Here is a 25,475-nt window from a genome sequence, read left to right on the forward strand (position 1 = left end):
CTCCTGGTCAGGCCACGCGGTACTGCTCGTCGCGGGCGTCGGTGAGGAACATCTGTCCCGGGGCGTGGGTGATGGCGAACGGCGGCCGCGAGGCCATCACGGCGGCCTGCGGGGTCACTCCGCAGGCCCAGAACACCGGGATGTCGTCCGGCTCCGCTTCCACCGGGTCCCCGAAGTCGGGGCGGCCGGCGTCGTCGATGCCGAGCCCCGAGGGATCGCCGCAGTGGACGGGGCTGCCGTGCACGGCTGGGAGCAGACTGCTCTCCCGGATCGCGGCCGCCAGGTGCTCCGGCGGCACCGGTCGCATGGACACCACCAAGGGGCCGTGCAACCGCCCCGCCGGGCGGCACTGGCGGCTCGTCACATACATCGGCACGTTGCGCCCCTGCTCGATGTGGCGGACCGGCACGCCCGCCCCGGCCAGCGCCCACTCGAAGGTGAAACTGCAGCCGATGAGGAACGACACCAGGTCCTCGCGCCAGTGCGCGCGTACGTCCGTCGGCTCGTCCACCAGCTCGCCGTCCCGCCACACCCGGTAGCGCGGCAGGTCGGTGCGCAGGTCGGCGCCGTCCGCGAGGACGGTGGTCCACGAACCGGCGTCCGTGACGTCCAGGACGGGGCAGGGCTTCGGATTGCGCTGGCAGAACAGCAGCATGTCGTAGGCCCAGTCGGCGGGTACCGAGATCAGGTTGACCTGGGTGTGGCCGGCCGCGACCCCGGCCGTCGGACCGGACAGGCCCTTGCGGAAGCGGGACCGGGCGGATTTCGGGCTCCACGCGTGCGCGTGCTCGTCGACGAGGATCAGGGGACGATCCTCCGTGAGAGCCAGGGGACGATCCTCCGTACGGTTCACTCCAGTTCCTTCCCACGCGTCTCCGGCAGCCCCAGCAGCGCGAGTGCCGCGAGGCCGTAGCCGATCGCGCCGAAGACCAGCGCGCCGCCCACACCCCAGCTGTCGGCCAGGAAGCCGACCGTGGTCGGAAAGACGGCGCCCACCGCGCGGCCGGTGTTGTAGGTGAAGCCCTGTCCGGTGCCCCGCACGGCCGTCGGATACAGCTCGCTCAGGTACGACCCGAAGCCGCTGAAGATCGCCGACATACAGAAGCCGAGCGGAAATCCGAGTACCAGGAGCAGGGTGTTGGCGCCGTCCGGGATGTTCGCGTACGCCAGGACGCAGACCGCCGACAGAAGGGCGAAGAGCCAGATGTTGCGGCGGCGGCCCAGCCGGTCGGTGAGGTAGCCGCCGGTGAGATAGCCGATGAAGGCGCCCGAGATCAGGAAGGTCAGATAGCTGCCGGTGCCGACGACCGACAGGCCGCGCTCCGACTTCAGGTACGTCGGCACCCAGGTGGCGAGGGTGTAGTAGCCGCCCTGGACGCCGGTGGAGAGCAGCCCCGCGAAAACCGTCGTCCGCAGCAGGCCCGGTGCCCCGGCCGTCGCCGGCTTGAAGATCGCGGCGAACGATCCCGTCCGCGGGCTCTTCTCGCGTGCCGCGGCCGCCTCGGGGGCGTCCTGCACCCGGCGGCGCATCCACACCACGAGCAGTGCGGGCAGGGCGCCGGTCCAGAACATCACGCGCCAGGCGAGGCCGTCGTCGACGAAGGAGAAGACCAGCGTGTACACGACCGCGGCCAGCGCCCAGCCGACGGCCCACGCACTCTGGATCGCGCCGAGCGTGCGGCCGCGGTGCTTCGCGCTCGCGTACTCGGCGACCAGGATGGCGCCGACGGCCCACTCGCCGCCGAAACCGAGGCCCTGCAGGGCCCGGAAGACCAGCAGGGTCTCGTAGTTGGGCGCGAAGCCGCAGGCGACCGTGAACACGGCGTACGTGATCACCGTGATCAGCAGCGCCTTGACCCTGCCGACCCGGTCCGCGAAGACGCCCGCGAGGGCACCGCCGACCGCCGAGACGACGAGGGTGACGGTGGTGAACAGACCGGTCTGACCGCTGTCCAGGCCGAAGTAGGCAGCCAGCGCGACCATGCTCAGCGGGAGCGTGAAGTAGTCGTAGGAGTCCAGGGCATAGCCGCCGAACGCGCCGGCGAAGGCGCGGCGGCCGCGCGGACCGAGGGCGTGCAGCCAGCCCAACGCGCCGTCGTCGGCGGCGCGTTCACCTGCGGCGGGGCGGGCGTCGGCGGTCAGGGCCTGCGGTGGAGGGGTCGTGCTCATGGGCACCTCGCAGAGGGATGACGGAGGGTGCTGAGACTGAGCCGTGCCGTGCGGGAGCAGGGGCGCCGCGGTGGGGACGGGGGCGGTGCCGTGCGTAGCACCGTAGAGGATCGTTCAACGATCCTTCAATACCCGTGTTGTTTCGTCCTCGTATCTGCGATTGAATTCCGGGCATGGCAGAGCAGCTGACGGGACTGGCCGACGACCGCGCGCTCCTCGGGCGCACCAGCACCGCCGAACGGGTCTCCGACATCCTCAGAAGCCGTATCGCCGAGGGCTATTTCCCGCCGGGGACCCGCCTGTCGGAAGACAGCATCGGCGGGGCGCTCGGGGTCTCCCGCAACACGCTGCGCGAGGCGTTCAGGCTGCTCACCCACGAACGCCTGCTCGTTCACGAGCTCAACCGGGGAGTCTTCGTACGGGTCCTGACCGTCGAGGACGTCGAGGACATCTACCGCACCCGAGCCCTCGTCGAGTGCGCCGTCGTCCGCGGCCTCGGTGAGCCGCCGTACGCACTGGAGGGCCTGGCCGCCGCGGTCACGGCAGGACAGACGGCGGCGGTCGAGAATGACTGGAAAGGAGTGGGTACGGCCAACATCCACTTCCACCGGGAACTCGTCGCCCTGGCCGGCAGCGAGCGCACCGACGAGCTGATGCGCAGCGTCTTCGCGGAGCTGCGGCTGGCCTTCCACGTCGTGGACGACCCCCGGCAGCTGCACGAGCCCTACATCGCCCGCAACCGCCAGATCCTCCAGGCCCTGCAGGCCCGGGACAAGGACGAGGCCGAAAAGCTGCTCGGGGTCTACCTCGCGGACTCGCTGGAGCGGGTCGTCGAGGTGTACCGGCGCCGGGTCGGGGAGGGCGAGTAGTCCGGGTGGCACGCCGCCGCCGTGTCGGTGTGACAACCGTGACGCCGGGGCCCATCTGCGTCGTTTGGGTGGTTGTCAGACCGAGGACCTAGTCTGTGCACCGTGACTTCGCCTGCATCGACGGACAGTGTTCCGCCCCAGCTCAGCGCGGCGCCGCGCCCCGCACCGGGCCCGGCCGCCGACGAGGGGCTGGCGCGGCGGCTGCGCGCGCTCGCCTGCACCGCGCCGATCCACGACCTCGACGCGCGCAAGGCCAACCTCGCCGGTGAGTACTCGGTGTACGGCATGGCGGAGATCGCCCTCGCCGCGATCGACCTGGTCACCCTGAACATGGACTTCGACACGGGCGCCGACCACGACCAGATAGTGGCCAGGCTCCTTCCGCGCATCGCCGCGCAGGCCCCACAGCGGCCCGTCGCCGAGCACGAGCGCGTGGCCCGCTGGGTCCTGGAGAACCTGATCAACGTCGGCAGCGTCGACCGCGGCTTCCGGGCGATGTACGGCACGTTCACCACCGACGGCAGCTATGTGCGCCGCGACTACGACTTCAAGCTGATCGAGGAGGTGCCCGGCCCCGGCGGCAGCGTCTACCTGCGGACCACGGACGAGGCCGTGAACGTCCTCGTGGGCGCCCTCGACACCGACGTCACCAGCGCCCAGATCGCCGCCGAGGTCAAGCTGGAGGTGCTCATCAGCCGCGGCCGCCTCGCCGACGCCCAGCTCGCCGCCGAGCAGGCCCGGTACCGGACCGTGCAGTACTCGGAGACCCTGCGCAGGGCACTGGACGCGACCCGGCGCAACGTACGGGCAGTGGACTGGCTCAACGCCGTGCCCGACATGATCGCCGAAGCCCTCGACCACGTGGCCGACCGCTACCGCCACGAGAACGCGATCCTCACGAACATCCGCAAAGCCCGCGACGAGTCCGAGGACCCCGAGCAGAAGAGGCGTGCCGCCGAGCTCGTCGACATCGTGAAGGACTGCATCCGGCGCCACACGCAGTTGCAGTCGCGACTGCTGGAGGCCGGACCGCTGTTCCGCGCGGAGCAGGACCGGCAGGCCTTCGCCACGCCGATGACGACATCGGGGATCGACCTGTACGGGCACCTGGTCGCGCCGGTTCTGCCGTTGCCGTTGGAGCAGGCGGTCCGGGTCACCGACGTGTTCTTCTCGCGCGGGACCGGGCTGCGTACGCCGGTGTCGGTCCGGGTCGGGGACCTCGTCGACATACTGCTGACGCCGCCGATGGAGCGGGAGCATCTCGGGGCGGAGATGCCCGAGCCCGACCTCATCGCCACGCCGGACGACAGCCGGTTCAGCGAGGAGCAGTTGGCGGCGGCGATGGAGTTGCTCGATCTCCCGGCGGACGCGCCGCGGCGGCTGTCGGGTCTCCTCGCGGAGGCGCGGCGCCGCGACACCGAACTGCCTTATCTGGTGGCGCTGTTGGCCGTTCACGCGGCCAGCCCGCCGGTGGGTACGGCTTACCGCCAGGGCGAGGAGAAGCTGCTGTTCGCCGTGGACGACGGGACGGAGTTGGACGACCCGGAGTTCGGCGGGGCCGATCTGATCGTGGGGACGGCTCTGCTGGATGCGGCGGGGATGGCGGCGGATCGGAAGGAGGCCGCGTGATGTCGTACTCCGGCTGCGGGCCGTCCGTGGCCGGTCGCGCCCACGCGGCGGAGCCGCCCATGACACAGTCCCACGCCCCTGGCGGCACCGCCCGCACCCTCGTTTTCAAGTCCAAGGAGTTCCAGTCGTGAGCGAGCACGTCGAGTGGAGTGAGCCGGACACCGGTCTCGCTCCGGCGACCGCCGCCGTCACCCCCGCCGACGCCGCCGACGCGGCGCGGCTCGTCGCCTTCGGGTTGCAGCCCAAGCTGCAGCCCGCGCGTGACCAGGAGTACACGGAGCTGCTGCGGCGGTACCGGGAGGATCCGCCGTTCGCGCGGCTTGCCGACGCCGTGGCCGCTGGGCTCGGGCTCGTGGTGCTGGAGGTGTCCCCGCGCGCGGGGATGGCCGTGACCGCGGCCGAGGACTCGGTGTTCGCCGTTCGCATGGGCGACTACGCGCGTCGGACGTCCGCCGACTCCGGGGACCGCTTCCTGCACGGGCTGGCCCATCTCGCCGTCGCCGCGATGGCGTTCCCGCGGCCGGAGGACCTCGCCGACGACGGGTACATCGGCCGGGTCAGTGTGAACGGGGTCGACGCCTTCGTCCGCCAGGCCTGCCGCCGGCTGGAGGAGCGCGCCGACGACCAGGGCGAGAACACCGACCCCGCCACCGACGCGCCTGGGCTCGAGGCCGCCTGGCGGATCTGGGCCAGACGCAGTGCGACCGGTGCCACCAAGGACGCTCGTCGGCTGGCCGGGTCGACGACCGGCATCGTCGGCAAGGCCGTCGCCTTCCTCACCGACTCCGGGTTCCTTCAGCGCACCGGCGACGACAACGGCGGCACGTACCGCACGACGGCCCGCTACCAGCTCCAGGTGCGTGACATGGCCGGCAGTGCCGCCATGGCCGAGCTCCTCGAACTGGGCGTCGTCCCGGTCACCGACGGTACGCCGACACTGCTGCCCGCCGAGGACACCGACGACCTGGACCTGGTGGCCGACGCCGGGCTCCCGTTCCACTCCTGAAGCCACCGAATCCGACGCCTCCGAACCCCCCGATCTGCCGAAGACTTACGAGAGTCCGCCATGTACGAGCTGTCCCGGGTCCGTCTCTACTCCATCGGGCCCGCCGGTGCGCGGTACGCCGACACCGTGCTTGACCTGCGGGGTGTGGGCGAACCCGTGCCCGACCCCGCGCCCACCCAGGCGGAGTTCTTCGAGGAGGAGCCCGTCGGCCCGCCACGCCGGCCCGCGCCCGCCGGCGTGCTCTTCTTGGAGAACGGCGGCGGCAAGTCGGTGCTGCTCAAGCTGATCTTCTCCGTGATGCTGCCGGGCCACCGCAACACGCTCGGCGGCGCCAGTTCCGGCGTGCTGCGCAAGTTCCTGCTGGCCGACGACTGCGGGCACGTGGCGCTGGAGTGGCAGCACGTGCTGACCGGCGAGTGCGTCGTCGTCGGCAAGGTGAGCGAGTGGCGCGGGCGCCAGGTCTCCAACGACCCGCGGAAGTTCGCCGAGGCCTGGTACTCCTTCCGGCCCGGCCCCGGGCTGAGCCTGGACAACCTGCCGGTCGCCGAGGCCACCGCCGTACGGCCGTCCGCCGAGGGCCAGTCCGGCGCGCAGGGCCGCCGGCGCACCATGAAAGGCTTCCGGGACGCCATCACCGAGGCCGGCAAGGCGTATCCGCATCTGGAGGTGCACTGGGAGGAGATCCACGACCGCTGGATCGAGCACCTCGGCGACCTCGGTCTCGACCCCGAACTCTTCCGCTACCAGCGGGAGATGAACGCCGACGAGGGCGAGGCCGCCGGCCTGTTCGCGGTCAAGAAGGACTCCGACTTCACCGACCTGCTGCTGCGCGCCGTCACGGACACGCGCGACACCGACGGGCTCGCCGACCTTGTCAGCGGCTTCGGCAACAAGCTGGGGCGGCGCGCCGAGCTGATCGCCGAACGGGACTTCACCGCCGGGTCGGTCGACCTGCTCGGCCGGATCGTCGAGGCCGCCGAGGCACGCTCACGCGCGCGTGACATCCACACGGCGGCCGAGCGCCGTACCCGCACGCTGGCGCGCAGGCTGTCCGCGCGCGCCGTGCGGGAACGCGCGCGTGCCACCGACCTCGCCCAGCGGGTCACGGCCGCCGCCTACGGCGTCACCTACTCCGAGGGCGCGCGCGAGCGCAGCGCCCTCGTCGCCGCCGAACTCGCCTACCGGCACGCATCGTTGGCGCTCGCCGCAGCCGAGAAGTCCGCCGCCGCACAGAAGCGCGAACTCGCCGAGGCGCGCACCCTGCACTCCGCGTGGCAGGCCGCCGAGGCCGTACTGCGCCACCGCGCCGCCGCCGACCGGGTCACGCGCGTGTCCGCCGCGATCCAGGAGGCCGAGCGGGACGCAGCACCCGCGCTCGCCGCACGCGCCAAGGCCGCCGTCGACCTCGTACGGGCCCTGCACGCGGCCGCGGAGAGCGCCGAGACCCTCGCCAACGAGGGCGAGGAGCGGTCCGCCACGCTCCAGGAGGTCGGCGACTCGGCCTACCGGGACTCCACGTCCGCCGCGACCGAGGCCCAGCGCGCCCGCAGCGAGGTCGGGCACCTGCGCCAGCGCCTCACCGAGGTCGAGCAGGAGACCGCCGAGGCGGTGCGCGCGGGCTGGCTGGACGACAGCGCGCCCGACGCCGACCCCGCGCGCGCGGCGCTCGCCGCCAGCGACGCCGAGAAGACCGCCGTCGCGGCCTGGGACACCGCGCGTGAGGCCTCGCGCCAGGCCACCGAGCACGCGCGCGAGGCGGCCTCCGCCGAGTCCCGCGCGGAACTGACCGCGGCCCGCGCGGCGGACGCGGCGACGGCGACCGAGCGGACGTACGACGCCGAACGCCGTATCGCCGAGGCGCTGGCGGGCGAGGAGCGGCTGGCGGAGCTGCTGAGTCTGACCGCCGGCGGCGCGCGTCCGCGGATCCCGCAGCCCCGGCACGGCACCGACACGGACGCCCCCGACGGCGTTTTCACCCCCGCGGAACTCGACCGCTTCGCCGACGAACTGCGCGAGCTCCTCGACGACGCCGTCTCCTCCGCCGAACGGCAGCTCTTCGAACTGCGGACCGCCGCCGCCGACGACGCCCGCATCCTCGGTGCGCTCGGCGACGGGGGGCTGCTGCCGCCCGGCCCGGACGTGCTGGCCACCGTGGAGTTCCTCGGTGAGCACGGCATCCCCGCGCTGCCCGGCTGGCGCTACCTCGCCCAGGCCGTCGACCCCGCCGACCACGCGCGCGTGCTGGCTGCCCGCCCCGAACTGGTCGACGGCGTGATCATCACCGACCCGGACTCGCACACCCGGGCCCGGGAGACGCTCGGCAATGCCGCGCTGCTGCCGCGTTCGGCCGTGGCGGTCGGCACCGCGGCCGCCCTGCTCGCCCCCACCCCGGCCGCCGACTCGGCGGACGGCGACGTGTTCCTCGTACCGCCGAACCCGGCCATGCACGACGAGCACGCCGCCGACGAGGAGCGGCAGGCGCTGCGGGCGCGGGCGACGGAGCGCGACGAGGAGATCCGCACGCTCGCCGCGCGGCTCGGCAAGGACCGGGAGCTGGCCGCCCGGCTCGCCTCGTGGCGTACCGGCTGCCCCGCGGGGCGGCTCGTGGAACTGGAGCAGGCCGCCCGGGACGCACGTGCGTTCGTCGAGGAGTCCGAGGCCGAGCTGGCCGAGGCGCGGACCGAGCGGTCCGAGGCCGAGGAGGCCGCCGCCGAGGCGGCGCAGGTGCGGGACGAGCGGCAGGAGGCCGCGCAGAAGGCGCGGCGGGCCGCCGACGCCCTCGCCGGGCTCGCCTTCCGGCTGCGCGAGCGCGCCGGCTGGCAGGTCAAGCTGCGTGAACTCGCCGACGAGGCCACCGAGTCGGAGGCCCGCGCCCAGACCTGCCTGGAGCACGCCCGGGCCGCCGACGAGGACCGCCGCGCCGCCCAGCGCGCCGCCGACGACGCCCGCCGCACGGCCCGTGCGCTGCGTGCCGAGCGCGCCGAGATCGCCGGCGCCCCCGACGACGTACCGGAGGGCGACGCGGACGCTTCCAAGGCGTCCCTGCCCGCCCTCCGCGAGGCCTACCGGGCTGCCTCTCAGCTCTACGAGAAGGTCGGCGTCGGTGCCGACCTGCGGGCCGAGCAGGCCCGCGCGGAGAGCGACGAGAGCGCGGCCCGGGCCGAGCTCGACCGGCTGAGCAACAAGGTCCGCACGCGCGCGGAGCAGCTGCTCCAGTCGCCGGACGGCTCCGACGGGCCGTCCCGGCAGGCCGCCGCCGCGCGCGCCGAGGAGCTGGTGCAGCTCCTGGAGACCCGTATGTCCCAGGCGAGTGAGCAGCTCGGGCGGCTGCGCGGCGAGGCCGAGCGGCACGCCCCCGAGGACGGCGAGGCGCACACCGAGCTGCCCGAGGAGCTCCAGCCGCGCGACGCCGAGCACGCGCAGGCCCTGCGGCGTACCGCCACCGCGGAACTCGCCTCCCGCACGGACGCTTTGGCCCAGGCCCGCGAGGCGCACGCCGAACTCCTGGACGCGCACCGGGCCGCCGAGGACGCCGTCGGCGGCTTCGAGGAGACCGCCGTGATGCTCCGCGACCTGCTGCGCGAGCACGCGTCCGAGGAGGAGCAGGAGGAGCCCGAGCCGTACCCCGGCAGCCTGGAGGAGGCCCGCCAGTCGGCCGCCGAGGCCCGCCGTTCGCTGCGCGGCTGCGCCGCCGACCTGTCCGCCGCGGAGGCCTCCGTACGCGAGGCGAGCGACATCCTCGTCCGGCACGCCAACTCGACACGCTACGAGCAGGTCCGCACCCCGGCCCGGCAGCAGATCCGCGAACTGCCCGCCTCCGCGCTGCCCGAGCACGCCCAGAAGTGGGCGGACGCGTTCGCGCCCCGACTGCGCGTCCTCACCGACGAGTTGGCGCAGCTGGAGCGGAACCGGGACTCGATCGTCGACCGGCTGAGGGGACTTGTGGAGTCCGCCCTCGCCACGCTGCGGTCGGCCCAGCGGCTGTCCCGCCTGCCCGAGGGGCTCGGCGAGTGGTCCGGGCAGGAGTTCCTGCGCATCCGCTTCGAGGAGCCCGACCAGGCCACGCTCACCGAACGGCTCGGCGAGGTCATCGACGAGGCGACCCGGGCCGCCGTGAAGAAGAACTCCGACCTGCGCCGTGACGGCATGTCCCTGCTGCTGCGAGGCGTCGGCGCGGCCCTCCAGCCCAAGGGCGTCGCCGTCGAGATCCTCAAGCCCGACGCCGTACTGCGCGCCGAGCGCGTCCCCGTCGGCCAGATGGGCGACGTGTTCTCCGGCGGCCAGCTGCTCACCGCCGCCATCGCCCTGTACTGCACGATGGCCGCCCTGCGCTCCAACGACCGGGGCCGCGACAAGCACCGGCATGCGGGCACGCTGTTCCTCGACAACCCCATCGGGCGCGCCAACGCCACCTATCTGCTGGAGCTCCAGCGGGCGGTGTCCGACGCGCTCGGCGTCCAGCTCCTCTACACCACCGGCCTGTTCGACACGACGGCGCTGGCCGAGTTCCCGCTGGTCATCCGACTGCGCAACGATGCCGACCTGCGCGCGGGCCTGAAGTACATCAGCGTGGAGGAACACCTCCGGCCGGGGCTGCCTCAGCAGGCCCCGGCCGGGGACGGTGAATCGGTGCACAGCGAGATCACGGCGACACGGATGTTCAAACGGCCCGCATAGCCGTTACGCGTCCTCCTTCAGCAGATCCGCGCACTTCTCGCCGATCATCATCGTGGTGATGCACGGATTGACGGTGACGAGGTCCGGCATCACCGACCCGTCGGCGACCCTGAGGCCCTCGACCCCCTTGACCCGCAGCCGCGCGTCGAGCGGGGCCGAGGGGTCGTCGTCAGCGCCCATCTTCACGGTGCAGGACGGGTGGTAGACGGTGTTGTGGGTCTTGTGGATGTAGTCGAGCAGCTCGTCGTCGGTCCGCACGTCCCGGCCGGGGGCCAGCTCGGCACCCGCCCAGCCGCTCAGCGCGGACTGCTCCGCGATCCGCCGGGCGAGACGAAGCCCGTAGGTCATCACCCGTACGTCGTGCTCGTGCGTGAAGTACCGCGGGTCGACCTTGGGCTTGTCCCGGTAGTCCCGGGTCCGGAGCCTGACCGTGCCCCGCGACTTCGCGCGCGTCACGTTGGGCGTGAGGCAGAACGCGTTCTCAGAGGTCGGATAGCCGTGCCGGGCGGTGTTCATGTCGAACGGCACGGAACCGTAGTGGAACATCAGGTCCGGCCGGTCCAGGCCCGGCTCGGTGTCGTAGAAGATGCCCGCCTCCCACCACTGGCTGGACGTGGTGGTCATCGGCTGCCGGGCCTCCCACATGATCACGCCCTCGGGGTGGTCCTGGAGGTTCTCGCCGACGCCCGCCGAGTCCACGACCACCTCGACGCCGGCCTCGCGCAGGTGTGCGGCCGGCCCGATGCCCGACAGCATCAGCAGCTTGGGCGAGTCGATCGCGCCGCACGACACGATCACCTCGCGCCTGGCCCGTACCGTCCGGGTGTGGATCAGGTCGGGGTCCAGGTATTCGGCACCGACGCAGCTCCGCCCCGCCAGCACCAGCCTCTTGGCTCGCACCCCCGTACGTATCTCCAGGTTGGGCCGCTTGCCCAGGACCGGGTGGAGGTACGCCACGGACGACGACTGGCGGATGTTGTTCTCGTCGGAGTTGATCTGGAACCAGTTGGCGCCGCGGACCACCGTCGTGCCCGTGTTGAAACCGACCGTCGGAATACCCGCCTGGGCGCACGCCTCCAGCAGGGCGGTTCCGCAGGGGTCGTCGCTCTTCAGCGTGCGCAGCTTCACCGGTCCGGTGCGGCCGTGGTGGTCGCCGGGGGCGTCGTTGTTCTCCAGCCGGCGGTACAGCGGGAACAGGTCGGCCGCGGTCCAGCCCGTACAGCCCTTGGCCGCCCAGTCGTCGAGGTCCTCGGCCGGGGCCCAGAAGGCGATACAGGAATTGTGGGACGAACAGCCGCCGAGCACTTTCGCGCGCGCGTGCCGCATGAAGCTGTTGCCGCTGGCCTGCGGCTCGACCGGGTAGTCCCAGTCGTAGCCGGACTCCAGCAGCCCCATCCAGCGTTCGAGCTTGAGGACGTCCTCGTCGCCGACGTCGCTCGGGCCCGCCTCCAGGACGCACACCGTGACCGACGGATCCTCGGAGAGCCGGGCCGCCACCACATTGCCCGCGGTGCCGCCGCCGACCACGACATAGTCGAACTCATCGATGTTCATGAGCGGTTGACCTCCTTCAGTCGGCCGCCGGGGCGGCGAGGGGAGCGGTCGGGGCGGGAGCGTCCGCCAGCCGGTGCTCGGCGAGCACGCCGGTGCGGTGGCGCTGGACGAACCAGTAGTAGGCGTAGCCGCCGCCCGCGATGACCGCGACGAACAGGACCGCGCCCCACTTCAGGTACCAGTGGAAGGGGGCGGCCGCGTTGTAGACCGCGGCGCGCGGCCAGATCAGGTTGAGGGTCATCGCCCCGCCCCACACCACTGCGATGATGTTGACCAGCAGCCCCCAGCGGCCCAGCGAGAACTTGCCGTCGCCCGCTGGCCGCCACTTGCCGCGCAGCCGCGCCACGAGCATCGGCCCGGTGACGCCGAGGTAGGCGAGGTAGATCATGACGATGCCGATGCTGGTGACGACGGTGAAGATCTGCGGCTGGCGGATGTTGACCACGAGGATCGCCAGCGCCAGGATCCCGATGATCACGGCCGGGAGCACCGGCGTGCGGAAGCGCGGGCTGACCCGGGCCAGCAGCGAGGACGCGGGCAGGTTGTTGTCCCGGGCCATCGCGAACGCCAGCCGGATCGCCGCCGTGTGGACGGCCAGGGCGCACACCGTGACCGCGATCAGCACGCACCACAGCATCGCCTTGCCGGCCGTCGGGCCGAGCACGTCCAGCACGATGTACTGCAGGCCGTCCGTGGACAGCTTGTCGCCCTTCAGGCTGGAGACGCTCATCAGCGCGAGCAGCAGCACCAGACCGCCGAGGATGAAGGAGGCGACGATGGCGCGGATGATGGCGCGGGGCGCGTTCCGGGACGGGTTGAGCGACTCCTCGCCGAGTGAGGCGGCCGTGTCGAAGCCGTACATGACGTACGCGGACGCCAGCGAGGCCACCAGGAAGGCGCCGAGGTAGCCGGTCGAGTAACCGGTCCCCGTCCCCTGGGTGTCCATGACCACCTGCGGCCCGCGCGTGATGTGCACCGCGAACAGGACGATCAGTACGACCGTGGCGACCAGCTCGATGAACACGCCCGCCGTGTTGATGGTCGCCATCAGCTTGACGCCGAAGGCGTTCACCAGCGTGGTGAACAGGATCAGCACCGCCGCCAGGATGACCGCGTTCGTCGCCACGTCGTACTTGCCGGTGCCGTCGCCCACGAACTGGAAGGCGGAGGAGATCTGCGGCAGCGTCAGCTGGTACGCCAGTGCCACGGCCGAGATCGACACGATCGACGCGATCAGCATCATCCAGCCGGCGAGCCAGCCCAGGTGCGGATTGCCTATCTTCTTCGACCAGTTGTAGACCGAGCCCGCGACGGGGTACCGGGCGGCCAGCTCCGCAAAGCACAGGGCGACCATGAACTGGCCGACGAAGACCATCGGCCACGACCACCAGTAGGCGGGGCCGCCGCTGCCGTAGCCGAAGTAGAACAGCTGGAAGGTGCCGGTCAGGATCGAGATGTAGCTGATCCCGGCGGCGAAGGTGTGGAAGTTGCCGAGCGTGCGCTTGAGTTCGGGTTTGTAGCCGAACTCGGCGAGTTCGGCGTCGTCGTGGCCGTGCTGTCCGGACGGTGGTTGCTCGGTTGTCGTCATGAGCGGACTCCTGGTGGGCCTGGGGAGGAGGGATGGAGCGGCTCGTGCGGGTGTCTGGATCAATGAGGGGGTTGTACACGGTGGTGATGAGCTGGTTGTTACGGGTGGGTCATGCGAACCACCCCTGCGGCGTGGGAGCGGTGTTGCGCCAGATGTGCTTCGTCTCGCGGTACTCGGCGAGCCCCGAGGGCCCGAGTTCGCGCCCGAAGCCGGACTGCTTGAAACCGCCCCACTCGGCCTGCGGGACGTAAGGGTGGTAGTCGTTGATCCAGACCGTGCCGAGCCGCAGCCGGCCCGCGACGCGCGCCGCCTTCGCCTCGTCGCTCGTCCAGACCGCGCCGGCGAGTCCGTAGATCGTGTCGTTGGCGAGCCGGACGGCCTGGTCCTCGCCGGTGAAGCGCTCGACGGTCAGGACCGGGCCGAAGGACTCCTCCTGGACCACGGACATTCCGGCGGCGCACTCGTCCAGCACGGTGGGCAGGTAGTAGAACCCCTCCTCGAACCCGTCCCCCGACGGGCGCGCGCCACCGCACCGCAGTACGGCCCCCTCCGCCAGTCCCTGGGCCACGTAGGCCTCGACCTTCGACCGGTGCGCGGCGGAGATCAGCGGCCCGGTCTGCGCCCGTTCGTCGAACGGTCCCCCGAGCCGGATCTCCGAGGCCCGCCGTACGACCTCGTCGACGAACCGGTCGTGCAGCGTGTCCTCGACGAGCAGCCGTGCCCCCGCCGAGCAGACCTGCCCGGAGTGCAGGAACACGGCGGTCAGCGCCATGTCGACGGCCGTGTCGAAGTCGGCGTCCGCGAAGACGATGTTGGGGTTCTTGCCGCCCAGTTCGAGGGCGACCTTCTTCACCGTCCCCGAGGCGGCCGCCATCAGCCGGCGCCCGGTCTGCAGGCCGCCGGTGAAGGAGACCAGGTCGACGTCGGGGTGGTCGCCGAGCGGAGCGCCCGCCTCCGGACCGGCGCCCAGGACGAGGTTGCCCGCGCCTGGCGGCAGCCCGGCCTCGCTCAGGAGCCGCATGAGGTGGATCGCGGTGTGCGGGGTCAACTCGCTCGGCTTCAGTACGAAGGTGTTGCCCGCCGCGAGCGCCGGGGCGACCTTCCAGGCTGTCTGGAGCAGCGGATAGTTCCAGGGCGTGATCAGCGCGCAGACCCCGACGGGCTCGTACACGACCCTGCTGTCGACGCCTTCCGTGCCGGTGTCGATGACCCGGCCGGTCTCGCTTGCCACCAGCCGCCCGAAGTAGTGGAAGCAGTTCGCGATGTCGTCGATGTCGTACTCGCTCTCCACCAGCCGCTTGCCGGTGTCGAGGGACTCGGCGCGGGCGAGCGCGGCCTTGTCGCGCACGAGGAGGTCGGCGACCCGCAGCAGCAGGGCACCGCGCTCGTCGGGGGATGTGCGGGGCCAGGGGCCTGTGTCGAAGGCGCGGCGGGCGGCGGCGATCGCCTCCACCGTGTCCTTGCCGCCCGCCTCGTCCACGACCCCGACCAGAGAACCGTCGGCGGGACAGCGGATCTCGCGGGTGCGCTCGTCGAGCGCGCCCCGCCACTCGCCGTCAATGAACAGGTCCGGCATGGCTGCCTCCGAGCTTGTCGATGAGCCACTCGTGGAAGATCCCGATGTGATGCTCATTGGGCACCAGCACACCACCGTTGCGGTACGCCCGCGAGGCCATGGCGGGCTGGGTCCGTTCGCACGCTTCGAAGTCCTGCGCGTTCACCCGGTGGAACAGCTCAACCGACTTCGACACGTCGGCGCCCGACGCGACGACCTCCGGCGCGTACAGCCAGTCGCACTCGACGACCGTGCGGTCCTCCGCGAGCGGGAACATGCGGTGCAGTATGACGTGGTCCGGCACGAGGTTGATGAAGACCGTCGGCTTCACAGTGATCGCGTAGTAGCGCCGGTCCTGGTCGTCGGAGACGTCCGGCAGCTTGGCGAAGCCCTCGCTGCCGTCGACCGTGAAGCCCCGGATCCCGTCGCCGAACTCGGCGCCGTGGCCGACGTAGTACTGGGCGGCGTAACCGTCCGCGAACTCCGGCAGGACGTCGGTGAGTTCGGGGTGGATCGTCGCGCAGTGGTAGCACTCCATGAAGTTCTCGACGATGAGCTTCCAGTTCGCCTTCACGTCGTACGAGATGCGCTTTCCCAGCGCGAGGTTCTCGGTGCCGTAGTGGTCGATCGCGGCCGCGTCGCCGAGGCGTTCGACGGCCGCGTGCAGCACCGTCTCCTCGAAGGACGGCGGTTCGGCGGCCAGGCACACCCAGGCGTAGCCGAGCCACTCGCGCAGGGCCACCTTGAGCAGGCCGTACTCGACGCGGTCGACGTCCGGCATCTTGATCAGGTTGGGCGCGGCGACCAACTTGCCGTCGAGGTCGTAGGTCCACGCGTGGTACGGACACTGGAGGGTGCGGCGGACCTCGCCGGACTCCTCCGTGCACAGCCTGGCCCCGCGGTGCCGGCAGACGTTGAGGAAGGCGCGCAGCTCACCGGTGCGGGTACGGGTGATGATGACGTTCTCGCGGCCCACCTGAACGGTGCGGAAGGCGCCCGGTTTGGCCAGGTCGGCGCTGCGGACGGCGCAGAACCACATGGACTCGAAGAGGTGTTCCTGCTCCTGCCGGAAGATCTCCGGGTCGGTGTAGTAGTGCCCGGGGAGGGTGGCGATCAGGCTGGGGGAGACGGGGGTCGTCGTCACGTGCGTGCTCCTCAGGCGGGCGCGGCGGCGAGGCGGGCGGGGTCGAACAGACCGATGGGGTGCTCGGTCGTGCCGGTCAGTGCGAGGTCGGCGAGGATCTCCCCGACCACGGGCACGAACTTGAAGCCGTGCCCGGAGAATCCGCAGGCCACGGTGACCGACTCCGGGTGCGCGGGATGGCGGGCGATGACGAAGTGTTCGTCCGGGGTGTTGGAGTACATGCAGGTGGCGGCCTTGAGGAAGGCGCCGGGGAGGTCCGGGATGCAGCCGGCCATGTGGTCGGCCATCGCCCGGATCTCGTGCTCGTGGACCGTCCGGTCGATGGTCTCCGGGGTCGTGACCTGCCCCTTGCGGAAGAACGCGACCTTGGCGCCGAGGTCGGGGCCGTCGATGGACGGGAAGCCGTACACCTGGACGCCGTCCGCGGCCTCCCAGATGTAGATCGGGTGGTTCTCGGGCAGGAACCGCTCGACGCCGCCCTCCGGCTGGAACCAGTACATGACCTGCCGCTCGATCGTGAACGGCACCCCGAGGTCGGTGAGCAGCTGCGGCGCCCACGCGCCCGGGCAGATCACCAACCGGCTCGCCGTGTAGGTGTTCTCGGCCGTGTGCACCCGGACGCCGTCCCGGTACGGCTCCCACCGTGTCATCGGCTCCTCGAAGTGCAGGTCGGCGCCCTGCCGGGTGGCGAGCTGGAGGTGGGCGGCGACGGTGTTCTCGGGCCGGACGAGCCCCGCCTTCTTCTCGAAGAGCGCCACTTCGTCGTCCTTCGGCGTCAGTGTCGGGAAGCGGCGGCGGATCTCCTTCGCGTCCAGCATCTCGTGGGGCAGGTTCCACTGCTGGGCGGAGAGCAGCGAACCGGAGACGGTCCGCGAGTCGGGCCGGCCGACCATCACGCCACCGCAGAGAGTGGCGATCTCCCGGCCCGTCGCCCGCTCCAGCTCGTCGTACAGCTCGTACGAGCGCAGTAGCAGCGGTACGTATGCCGGGTCCTCGAAGTAGGACTGCCGGGTGATCCGCGAACCGCCATGGCTGGAGCCGCGGTTGTGGACCGGGCCGAACTTCTCCAGGCCGAGCACGCGGACGCCGCGCGCGGACAGATGGTGGGCGGCGGCGCTGCCCATGCCGCCGAGACCGATCACGATCACGTCATACGTGGGGGACATGCGCGCCTCCTATCGGCGGATGCGGGTCATCTTCGGGTCGAAGAGCGGCTCGTCGGCGACGGTGGCCGGAACCTTCTCGCCGAAGTACTCGATGTGCACGCCCGTGCCGGTGGCCAGCACCGGCAGCCAGGCGTACGCGACGCAGCGGCCCAGGGTGTAGCCGTGACCGGCGCTGGTCACGTAGCCGGCCGGGGCGCCGTCGACATACACGGGCTCCTTGCCGAGGACCACGGCGGCAGGGTCGTCGAGGAGGAGGGGAGTGAGGCGACGGGTGGGCTCACCGGCGCTTTCCAGGGCGGCCCTGCCGACGAAGTCCTCCTTGTCCATGCGGACCGCGAAGCCGACGCCCGCCTCGAACGGGTTGTGCTCGTCGGTCATGTCGGTGCCCCAGGAGCGGTAACCCTTCTCCAGGCGCAGGGAGTTGAAGGCGGAGCGCCCGGCCGCGATCACACCGTGCTCCTGACCGGCCTCCCAGAGCGTGTCCCAGAGCCTGAGCCCCAGGTCGGCGCTGGTGTACAGCTCCCAGCCCAGCTCACCGACGTACGACAGGCGCATCGCCGTCACCGGGACGTGCCCGAGGTACGTCTCCTTCGCGCGGAAGTAACCGAAGCCCTCGTGCGAGAAGTCGTCGCGGGTCAACGGCTGGACGAGGTCGCGGGCCAGTGGGCCCCAGACGCCGATGCAGCAGGTGCCGGAGGTGATGTCCCGGACCTGGACGTCCGTGGGGGCGTGCCGGAGCAGCCGGTCGAGGTCGGTGGGGGAGTTGGCGCCGACCTGGAAGCGGTCGGGGCCGAGGCGGGCCACGGTGAGGTCGGAGCGGACGCCGCCCTTCTCGTCCAGGAGGAGGGTGTAGGTGACCGCGCCGGGCTTCTTGCGGAGGTTGTTGGTGGTCATGCGGTTGAGGAAGCCGAGGGCTCCGGGGCCGGTGACTTCCAGGCGGCGCAGGGGGGTCATGTCGTACAGGGCGACCTTTTCGCGCGTCGCCCTGGCCTCGGCGGCCGCGATCGGGGACCAGTGGCGGGCGGACCAGGCGTCGCGTTCGGGGAGCGGGCCGAGCGCGTCGACGAGCGGGGCGTTCGCCTCGTACCAGTGCGGGCGCTCCCAGCCGCCGCCCTCCAGGAAGTACGCGCCGAGCTGTTGCTGGCGGGCGTAGAAGGGGCTCACGCGGAGGGGCCGTGGCTGCTCCATCGGCTGGAGGGGATGGAGGACGTCGTACACCTCCACGAACTGCTGTGAGCCGCGTTCACGGACATACGACGGTGAGCGCTGCGCTTCCTCGAAACGCGTGAGGTCGCACTCGTGCAGGTCGAGGGACGGGCGCCCGTCGACCATCCACTCGGCGACGGCCTTGGCCACACCGGCGGAGTGGGTCACCCAGACGGCCTCGGCCAGCCAGAAGCCGCGCAGCTGCCGCGACTCGCCCAGGACCGGCATGCCGTCAGGGGTGAAGGAGAAGACTCCGTTGAAGCCTTCCTCGATATCGGTGTCGCGCAGGGCCGGGATCAGCCGACGGCAGTCGTCCCAGCTCGGGGCCCAGTCCTCGGTGGTGAAGGGATAGGAGGACGGCATGTCCATGTTCTGGGCCCGCGCCTCGTCGTACGGCAGGACCGCGAACGGGTCGACGGGCAGGGGTTTGTGGGCGTACGAGCCGATGCCGATGCGGTCGGTGTGCTCGCGGAAGTAGAGGTCCCGGTCCTGGAAGCGGAGGATGGGCTTCGAGGCCTCGGCCATGGCGTCGGCAAGGTCGGGGAGCTTCGCTGTCTTCGCGTACTGGTGTGCGAGCGGCTGCAGGGGTACGTCGATACCGGCCATGCGGCCGATCACGGGGCCCCAGAAACCGGCTGCGGAGACCACGTGGTCGGCCGGGAAGGTGCCCTGGTCGGTGACTACGGCGGTGACCTTGCCGTTCTCCTGCTCGATGCCGGTGACCGTGTGGCGGTCGAGGAAGCGGGCGCCTCGGGCGGTGGCCCGTTCGATCTGGGCGCGGGAGGCGAGCAGCGCACGGGCCAGGCCGTCGTCGGGGGTGTGGAAGCCGCCGACGACCACCGACTCGTCGATGAGGGGCCAGAGTTCCTTGCAGCGGGCGGTGCTGACGACCTCGCCTCGGATGCCCCAGGCGGCGGCGTAGCCGGCCCTGCGGTGGAGTTCGGCGAGGCGCTCGGGGGTCGTGGCCAGTTCCAGGCCGCCGACCTGGTTGAAGCAGGAGACGCCGTCGACTTCCAGGGCGCTGAACTTCTCGACGGTGTACTTGGCGAACTCCGCGAGCGTCTTGGACGGGCTGGTCTGGAAGACGAGACCCGGCGCGTGGGAGGTGGAGCCTCCGGGGGCGGGGAGGGGGCCCTGTTCGAGGACGATGACGTCGGTCCAGCCGCGGGCGGTCAGCTCGTCGGCGAGGGAGCAGCCGACGATGCCGGCGCCGATGACGACCACGCGCGGGGACGGGGGGCGGTTTTCGTGGGCGTGGCTTTCGGGGGTGCGGGTTGCTGGGGCGCGGTTTTCGGGGGTGCTGGACATGCCCCTCCTTGCCGGGGTGGGGTGAAGGCGCTGGGGAGGTACTCAAGGGGGAGATGGGGCCGCTATGGGGTGGGGACGCAGGGCCGTTCCGCGGCGATCGTCGTGTCCTGGCCGTGGCCGGTGTGGACGGTGGTGTCGCCGGGGAGCGTGAGCAGCCGGTTGCGGATGGACGCCTCGATGGTGGGTCGGTCCGAATACGAGCGGCCAGTGGCGCCCGGGCCGCCGTGGAAGAGGGTGTCGCCGGTGAAGACCGCGTTCAAGGCGGGGGCGTGCAGTGAACAACTGCCCCTACGCGCTGTACGCGTGCCCGACGGCTCACAGGACCACCACCGAGCGCAGCACCTCACCGCGGTGCATCTTGGCGAACGCCTCCTCCACCTGATCGAGGGTGATCGTCTCGGTCACGAACGCGTTGAGGTCCAGCAGCCCGTACAGGTACTGGTCGATGAGGAACGGGAAGTCGCGGCTCGGCAGACAGTCCCCGTACCAGGAGGACTTGATCGCGCCGCCGCGCGAGAACACATCGATCAGCGGGAGTTCGACCTTCGTCTCCGGGGACGGGACGCCGACCTGGACCAGCAGGCCCGCGTGGTCGCGCATGTAGAAGGCCTGCTTGAAGGTCTCCGGGCGGCCCACGGCGTCGATCGCGATGTCCACACCGAAGCCGTCGGTGAGCGCTCGTACGGCTTCGACCGGGTCCGTGCCCCGGGAGTTGACGGTGTGCGTGGCGCCGAACTTCTCCGCCTGGTCGAGCTTCTTGTCGTCGATGTCGACGGCGATGACCTTCATGGCGCCGTTGAGGCAGGCGCCCGCGATGGCCGCGTTGCCGACGCCGCCGCAGCCGATGACGGCGACCGTGTCACCGCGGCCGACGTTGCCGGTGTTGACGGCGGCTCCGTAACCGGCCATGACGCCGCAGCCGATGAGGCCGGCCGCCTCGGGGCGCGCGGCCGGGTCGATCTTCACCGCCTGGCCCGCGGCGACCAGCGTCTTCTCGGCGAAGGCACCGATGCCGAGGGCGTTGGAGAGCGGGGTGCCGTCCAGGAGCGTCATCGGCTGGGTGGCGTTGCGGGAATCGAAGCAGTACCAGGGGCGACCGCGGCGACACGAGCGACAGGAACCGCAGGGAGCACGCCAGGCCAGCACGACGTAGTCGCCGGGTGCGAGATCGGTGACGCCCTCGCCGACCGCCTCGATCGTGCCGGCCGCCTCATGGCCCAGCAGGAACGGGAAGTCGTCCGTGATCGCACCCTCCCGGTAGTGCAGATCCGTGTGGCAGACCCCGCAGGCCTGCACGTCGACGAGGACCTCTCCAGGCCCCGGGTCGGGGACGACGATCGTCTGCACCTCGACGGGTGCACCCTTCTTCACAGCGACTACGGCACGGACCTCGTATGGCACGACCAAGCTCCTCTGCTGTTGCGCAATGCACGATGGGTTGCGCGATGAGGAACATAGTGAGAACGCCATCAAGCGGCCGTCAAGAGGTGCGAGTTAACCCTTGGCAAAACGAGCGGGGCCGACGAAACCTGCCGGACACACAGCAGCGCGGGGCCAGGAGATCCCTGGCTCCGCGCTGTGCTTCGGGCGCGACTCGGCCTATGTCAGAAGCCGTACCCCATGCGACGGGACAGCTCGGCCCCCGCCGCCACCGTCCGCTTCGCCAGCTCCGGCAGTCGTTCGCTGTTCAGCCGGTACACGGGCCCCGAGACGCTGATCGCGGCGATCACCTTGCCGTCGTGGGACCGGACCGGCGCGGCCGCGGCGGTAAGGCCGAGTTCGAGCTCCTCGATGGTGATCCCATAGCCCTGCTGGACGACGGCCTCCAGTTCGTTGCGGAGCATCGTCGCCCCGGTGATCGTGCGCTCGGTGAAACGCGGCAGGGGGCGCGCCAGCAGACCCTCGCGCAGGGTCGGCGGCATGTGCGCCAGCAGCACCTTTCCGCTGGAGGTGGCGTGCAGGGGGGTGCGTCTGCCGAGCCAGTTCTGCGCCGTCACGGACGCGGTACCGCGGGCCTGCATGATGTTGACGGCCGCGTCGTCGTCCAGGACGGCGATGTTCACCGTCTCGCCCAGCTCGTCGGCGAGTTCCCGGCACACCGGGACGCCCTCCTGGGAGATGTCCAGCCGCACTGCCGCCGCCCCCGCCAGGCGTAGTACGCCGGCGCCCAGGTAGTACTTCCCGCGGTCCTTCGCCTGGGCCACCAGGCCGCGGTTCTCCAGAACGCCGAGCAGCCGGAACGCGGTGGACTTGTGCACGTCCAGCTCCTCGGCGATCTCGGTGACGCCCGCCTCGCCGTGCCGGGCGAGGATCTCCAGCACGCTCACGGCGCGGTCCACCGACTGCACGGCACTCGCCGCGCCTCTGCCGGTGGGCCGCTCCTGGTTCGCCTCGTTCTCCGCGCCGCGGTCGGACTGCTTCTGCGTGCGGGTCATAGCTCGACTCTCACCACCTGACAGCCCGGTTTGGGCCGCATCTGCGGGAAACCCTTGACGCGACGGTCGCCCCGCCCGGATTCTGTTGCGCATAGCGCGAGTTCGTGCGCCATACGAAACATCATGTTACCGAAGCGTCCGGATCCCGGAAGGGGGTCGGACGAGCCGGACCAATGACGGTCCGTCACTCCTTCCCGCGTCGCCGGCACCGCTTCTGCTTTCTGCTTCTCCGCTCCACTTTCATCGCCCGGACCGAAGAAGGTCCGAGCTCCCTGACTGCCTGGACCGAGCAGGTCCCGGACCGAGTGTCCCGGGACCGAGAGGGGGGCCCGTGATTCCCGTCTGCCGCCTTGAAGACCTCCCCGAGGGTGAGTCCGTCCGCGTCGAGACCACCCCACCCGTCGCTGTGTTCCGCACCGACGACGGCGAGCTCTACGCCATCGACGACACCTGCACCCACCAGGACGCCTCCCTTTCCGAGGGCTGGTTGGAGGGCTGCCTGGTCGAATGCCCACTGCACGCCGCCTCATTCGATCTCCGCACGGGACAACCGACGTGCCTGCCGGCCCGTCGTCCCGTCCACACTCATCGCGTCACCGTCGACGACGGCATCATCCACGTCCACCTCGTCGCGCAGGAGGGCAGCGCCGCGTGAACACCGTGCCCGTCTCCCGAACCTCCTCTGCGCCGATCCCTTCGGCCCACGCCCTCGCCGCTGACGGGCGGAGGTGCGCCGCATGAGGACCGTGACCGTCGTCGGTGCCTCGCTCTCGGGCCTGTACGCCGCCCGGGAACTGCGTGCCCAGGGCTTCGACGGACGACTTGTCATCGTCGGCGACGAACCCCACCTCCCGTACGACCGCCCTCCCCTCTCCAAGGACTTCCTCACCGGCCGCGCGAGCGAGGACCAGCTCGCCCTCACCGACAGCGAGGAAATCGCCGCACTCGACGCCGAATGGGTCCTCGGCATCCGCGCCCGGGGCCTCGACGCCCGCGGCCGTACCGTGCTGCTCGACGACGGCCGCACCGTCTCCACCGACGGTGTCGTCATCGCCACCGGCGCCTCCGCCCGCCGCCTGCCGGGCGACGGCCTCGCCGGGGTCCACACCCTTCGCACCCTCGACGACGCCCGCGCCCTGCGCGAGGAACTCGCCCGGGGCCCTCGTCAGGTCGTCGTGATCGGTGGCGGCTTCATCGGCGCCGAGACCGCGTCCTCGTGCGCCGCCCTCGGCCACAGCGTGACAGTCGTCGAGGCCGCCCCGATCCCGCTTGTGCCCCAACTCGGTGCCGAGATGGCCGCCGTGTGCGCCGCCCTGCACCGCCGGGGCGGCGTGGAACTGGTCACGGGCACCGGCGTCGCGGGACTGCGCGGCACGGTCGCCGTCACCGGAGTGGAACTCGCCGACGGCCGCACCCTCTCCGCCGACGTCGTGATCGTCGGCATCGGCGCCGCCCCCAACACCGGTTGGCTGGCGGGCTCGACGCTCGCCGTGAACAACGGTGTCCTGTGCGACGACGGCTGTGTGACCGCGCTGTCACAGGTGGTCGCCGTCGGCGACGTCGCCCGCATCGGCGGCACCCGCGTCGAGCACTGGACCTCCGCGACGGAGCAGCCGCGCACCGCCGTGGCCAACCTGCTCGTCGGCCGGACCGTCGAGACCGTGCAGTCGGTGCCGTACTTCTGGTCCGACCAGTACGGCGCTCGCATCCAGTTCGCCGGCCGGCGCCAGGACGGCGACAGCGTCCGCATCGCCGAGGGCGCGCTCACCGACGGCTCACCGGCCGACGACGGCTTCCTCGCACTGTATGAGCGGGACGGCCGTACGACCGCGGTGCTCTCCGTGGACCGGCCACGCCCCTTCATGCGCGCACGCCGCGAACTGCTGCGGGGACAGGCCCGGGGGATGTCGGCTGATCAGGGGCAGGGCAAGGGCCAGGGGCGGAGGGCGCCGGCCGCGCTCTGACGAGGGGGAGCGCGCTTCGGGCGTTGGGGATGCTCGAGGAAGCGCTCCCTGGAACGGCCCGGCCTGCTTGGTCATACCGTCTCGGCGCGTCCCGTCCCGTCGGTCCGGATGGCCTGATCACGCGCTCCGTCCCGTCGGGCCGGTTCGCCTGATCAGGTGTCCGACATTGCCTTGTCAGGAGTGTGACAGCTGTCCCGTGCCCGTGCCGCCGGCCCGGCGTATTCGCTCGTTCGCCCGCTCGGTGGCCCGCGCCTGCCGCCGAGCCCGGCGGCGCTCGCGGCGCAGTGACCGGGCAGTGCTGCTCGGAACCGACACGACGCCGTTGCGCTGATTCCAGACCTGGCGCGTCACCCACACATCGAGAACGGCCCACGTGGCGACCACGGTGCTGGTCACGCTGCTGAGAACCATCGGGAACGCCAGCCAGGACCCGGCCATGGTGCACAGGAACGCCACCATCGCCTGGATCAGCGTCACGGCGATGATGATTACCGCACGCACGGCCGCGGTGCGCACCGGATCGGGCATCCGGCGTCGCCGGGCGGGCTCCTCGATCCACAACGGCCGGTACCGCGCCCGGTCTTGTATCAGATCTTGTGCTGAGCCTTGTATCAAGTCCTGTGCTGAGCCGGGCGAGTTCGGCGCGTCGGGCGCGCCTGATCGTGCCGTGCCCTCGTGCGCGGCCGGCCCCGCACTCACGCCTGCTGGAACGCCGCGTCGGTGCGCCGCCCCGTGGCCGTCCCCCGGAATGTCGCGATCCGGTGCCTCGGGGTGCCGCTGCGCCACCCTGTGCACCACCGCGCCGTCCTCAGGCGCGTCGTGCCGCTCAGCCGTGCCCATCACCGTGTCACTCCCCACCGCCAGCAGACCCCTCGCCCCGGCCCGAAGACCCCGACTCCCCAGTGGCTGCCCGGCTTGCGCTGTTTTACGCCGCCCAGGTGCGGGATGCGGCTCCTGTGGCCGATTCCGCCCCCAATTCCCATAGAGAAAGACGAACGAAGCCTCCCGAAGATTCCCAACGAGCGAAGAATTCTGGCCAACTGGTCTTACGGGCCGGTCGGATCCCATTCCTGGGCCACCGTCGGTTTCGGGGAGGCAATCTCCCGCAATGGCCGGACAACTCCCCATGTCGCTTCGCCAGTACGGAGGTTCAGGTTCCGGACGGCTCTTCGAGTTACCTGTGGGTCGGTAGTAGGCTCGCGCCG

The 25,475-nt window shown here is 71.3% G+C and carries 18 protein-coding genes and 1 pseudogene; 7 read left to right on the forward strand and 12 right to left on the reverse strand.

The features are described 5' to 3' along the window. Window positions 1-7: 7 nt before the first annotated feature. Both ABT114_RS40020 and ABT114_RS40025 read right to left on the reverse strand, forming a co-directional pair. Window positions 8-853 (reverse strand): putative hydro-lyase, encoded by an 846-nt coding sequence (locus ABT114_RS40020; protein WP_351149124.1) that lies wholly within the window; start codon window positions 851-853, stop codon window positions 8-10. Then, window positions 850-2,169: an MFS transporter gene (locus tag ABT114_RS40025; RefSeq protein WP_351149127.1), complete on the reverse strand. Its 1,320-nt coding sequence runs from the start codon at window positions 2,167-2,169 to the stop codon at window positions 850-852. The genes ABT114_RS40020 and ABT114_RS40025 overlap by 4 nt, the downstream gene beginning before the upstream one ends. Window positions 2,170-2,342: 173 nt before the next feature. Here ABT114_RS40025 and ABT114_RS40030 point away from each other — a divergent pair, with 173 nt between their 5' ends. The 5 genes from ABT114_RS40030 (at window position 2,343) to ABT114_RS40050 (ending at window position 10,350) form a co-directional block, all read left to right on the forward strand. Further along, entirely contained in the window at window positions 2,343-3,038 is a 696-nt protein-coding gene (locus tag ABT114_RS40030; RefSeq protein ID WP_351149130.1) for a GntR family transcriptional regulator, read from the forward strand. A 102-nt stretch (window positions 3,039-3,140) separates the two neighbouring features. After that, on the forward strand, window positions 3,141-4,667 hold the full coding sequence (locus ABT114_RS40035; protein ID WP_351149133.1) for a hypothetical protein: 1,527 nt from the start codon (window positions 3,141-3,143) through the stop codon (window positions 4,665-4,667). Continuing rightward, window positions 4,667-4,798, forward strand: a complete 132-nt coding sequence (locus tag ABT114_RS40040) for a hypothetical protein (RefSeq protein ID WP_351149136.1) — start codon at window positions 4,667-4,669, stop codon at window positions 4,796-4,798. Before ABT114_RS40035 ends, ABT114_RS40040 begins: the two co-directional genes overlap by 1 nt. Beyond that, on the forward strand, window positions 4,795-5,673 hold the full coding sequence (locus ABT114_RS40045; RefSeq protein WP_351149139.1) for a hypothetical protein: 879 nt from the start codon (window positions 4,795-4,797) through the stop codon (window positions 5,671-5,673). The genes ABT114_RS40040 and ABT114_RS40045 overlap by 4 nt, the downstream gene beginning before the upstream one ends. A 60-nt stretch (window positions 5,674-5,733) precedes the next feature. Further along, a complete protein-coding gene (locus ABT114_RS40050; RefSeq protein ID WP_351149142.1) occupies window positions 5,734-10,350 on the forward strand; it encodes a coiled-coil domain-containing protein in 4,617 nt (1,538 codons plus the stop codon). Window positions 10,351-10,353: 3 nt separating this feature from the next. On the opposite strand, the gene ABT114_RS40055 is transcribed toward ABT114_RS40050, so the two are convergent. The 9 genes and pseudogenes from ABT114_RS40055 to ABT114_RS40095 form a co-directional block, all read right to left on the reverse strand. Beyond that, a complete protein-coding gene (locus ABT114_RS40055) occupies window positions 10,354-11,904 on the reverse strand; it encodes a GMC family oxidoreductase (protein ID WP_351149145.1) in 1,551 nt (516 codons plus the stop codon). 16 nt (window positions 11,905-11,920) lie between these two features. Further along, the gene (locus ABT114_RS40060) at window positions 11,921-13,492 is read right to left on the reverse strand and encodes an APC family permease (RefSeq protein ID WP_351149148.1); all 1,572 of its coding nucleotides are present in this window, start codon (window positions 13,490-13,492) and stop codon (window positions 11,921-11,923) included. Between the two features lie 109 nt (window positions 13,493-13,601). Then, a complete protein-coding gene (locus ABT114_RS40065; protein WP_351149150.1) occupies window positions 13,602-15,068 on the reverse strand; it encodes an aldehyde dehydrogenase family protein in 1,467 nt (488 codons plus the stop codon). Further along, the gene (locus ABT114_RS40070) at window positions 15,049-16,191 is read right to left on the reverse strand and encodes an aromatic ring-hydroxylating oxygenase subunit alpha (RefSeq protein ID WP_351149153.1); all 1,143 of its coding nucleotides are present in this window, start codon (window positions 16,189-16,191) and stop codon (window positions 15,049-15,051) included. Before ABT114_RS40070 ends, ABT114_RS40065 begins: the two co-directional genes overlap by 20 nt. An 11-nt stretch (window positions 16,192-16,202) precedes the next feature. Further along, a complete protein-coding gene (gene solA / locus ABT114_RS40075) occupies window positions 16,203-17,357 on the reverse strand; it encodes an N-methyl-L-tryptophan oxidase (protein WP_351149155.1) in 1,155 nt (384 codons plus the stop codon). Window positions 17,358-17,366: 9 nt separating this feature from the next. Further along, window positions 17,367-19,871 carry a GcvT family protein gene (locus ABT114_RS40080; RefSeq protein ID WP_351149158.1) on the reverse strand — a complete coding sequence of 835 codons (2,505 nt, stop codon included), beginning with the start codon at window positions 19,869-19,871 and terminating at the stop codon, window positions 17,367-17,369. Window positions 19,872-19,933: 62 nt separating this feature from the next. Further along, window positions 19,934-20,158, reverse strand: a pseudogene (locus ABT114_RS40085) (MBL fold metallo-hydrolase); the annotation flags it as partial. Window positions 20,159-20,186: 28 nt separating this feature from the next. After that, on the reverse strand, window positions 20,187-21,272 hold the full coding sequence (locus tag ABT114_RS40090) for an S-(hydroxymethyl)mycothiol dehydrogenase (RefSeq protein ID WP_351149161.1): 1,086 nt from the start codon (window positions 21,270-21,272) through the stop codon (window positions 20,187-20,189). Window positions 21,273-21,475: 203 nt separating this feature from the next. Beyond that, window positions 21,476-22,306 (reverse strand): IclR family transcriptional regulator, encoded by an 831-nt coding sequence (locus tag ABT114_RS40095; protein WP_351149164.1) that lies wholly within the window; start codon window positions 22,304-22,306, stop codon window positions 21,476-21,478. A 331-nt stretch (window positions 22,307-22,637) separates the two neighbouring features. Between ABT114_RS40095 and ABT114_RS40100 the strand changes: the two genes are divergently transcribed. Together ABT114_RS40100 and ABT114_RS40105 are read left to right on the forward strand one after the other, a co-directional pair. Then, window positions 22,638-22,961, forward strand: coding sequence for a bifunctional 3-phenylpropionate/cinnamic acid dioxygenase ferredoxin subunit (locus ABT114_RS40100; RefSeq protein WP_351149166.1), 324 nt, complete (start codon window positions 22,638-22,640; stop codon window positions 22,959-22,961). 82 nt (window positions 22,962-23,043) lie between these two features. Further along, complete coding sequence (locus tag ABT114_RS40105) at window positions 23,044-24,270, forward strand: NAD(P)/FAD-dependent oxidoreductase (protein ID WP_351149169.1); 1,227 nt, start codon at window positions 23,044-23,046, stop codon at window positions 24,268-24,270. 174 nt (window positions 24,271-24,444) lie between these two features. Here the strand turns inward: ABT114_RS40105 and ABT114_RS40110 are convergent, their stop codons facing one another. Then, window positions 24,445-25,110 (reverse strand): hypothetical protein, encoded by a 666-nt coding sequence (locus ABT114_RS40110; RefSeq protein WP_351149172.1) that lies wholly within the window; start codon window positions 25,108-25,110, stop codon window positions 24,445-24,447. Between the last annotated feature and the right edge of the window lie 365 nt (window positions 25,111-25,475).

It is taken from the genome of Streptomyces sp. NPDC002088 (assembly GCF_040296605.1).
Classification (GTDB): Bacteria; Actinomycetota; Actinomycetes; order Streptomycetales; family Streptomycetaceae; genus Streptomyces.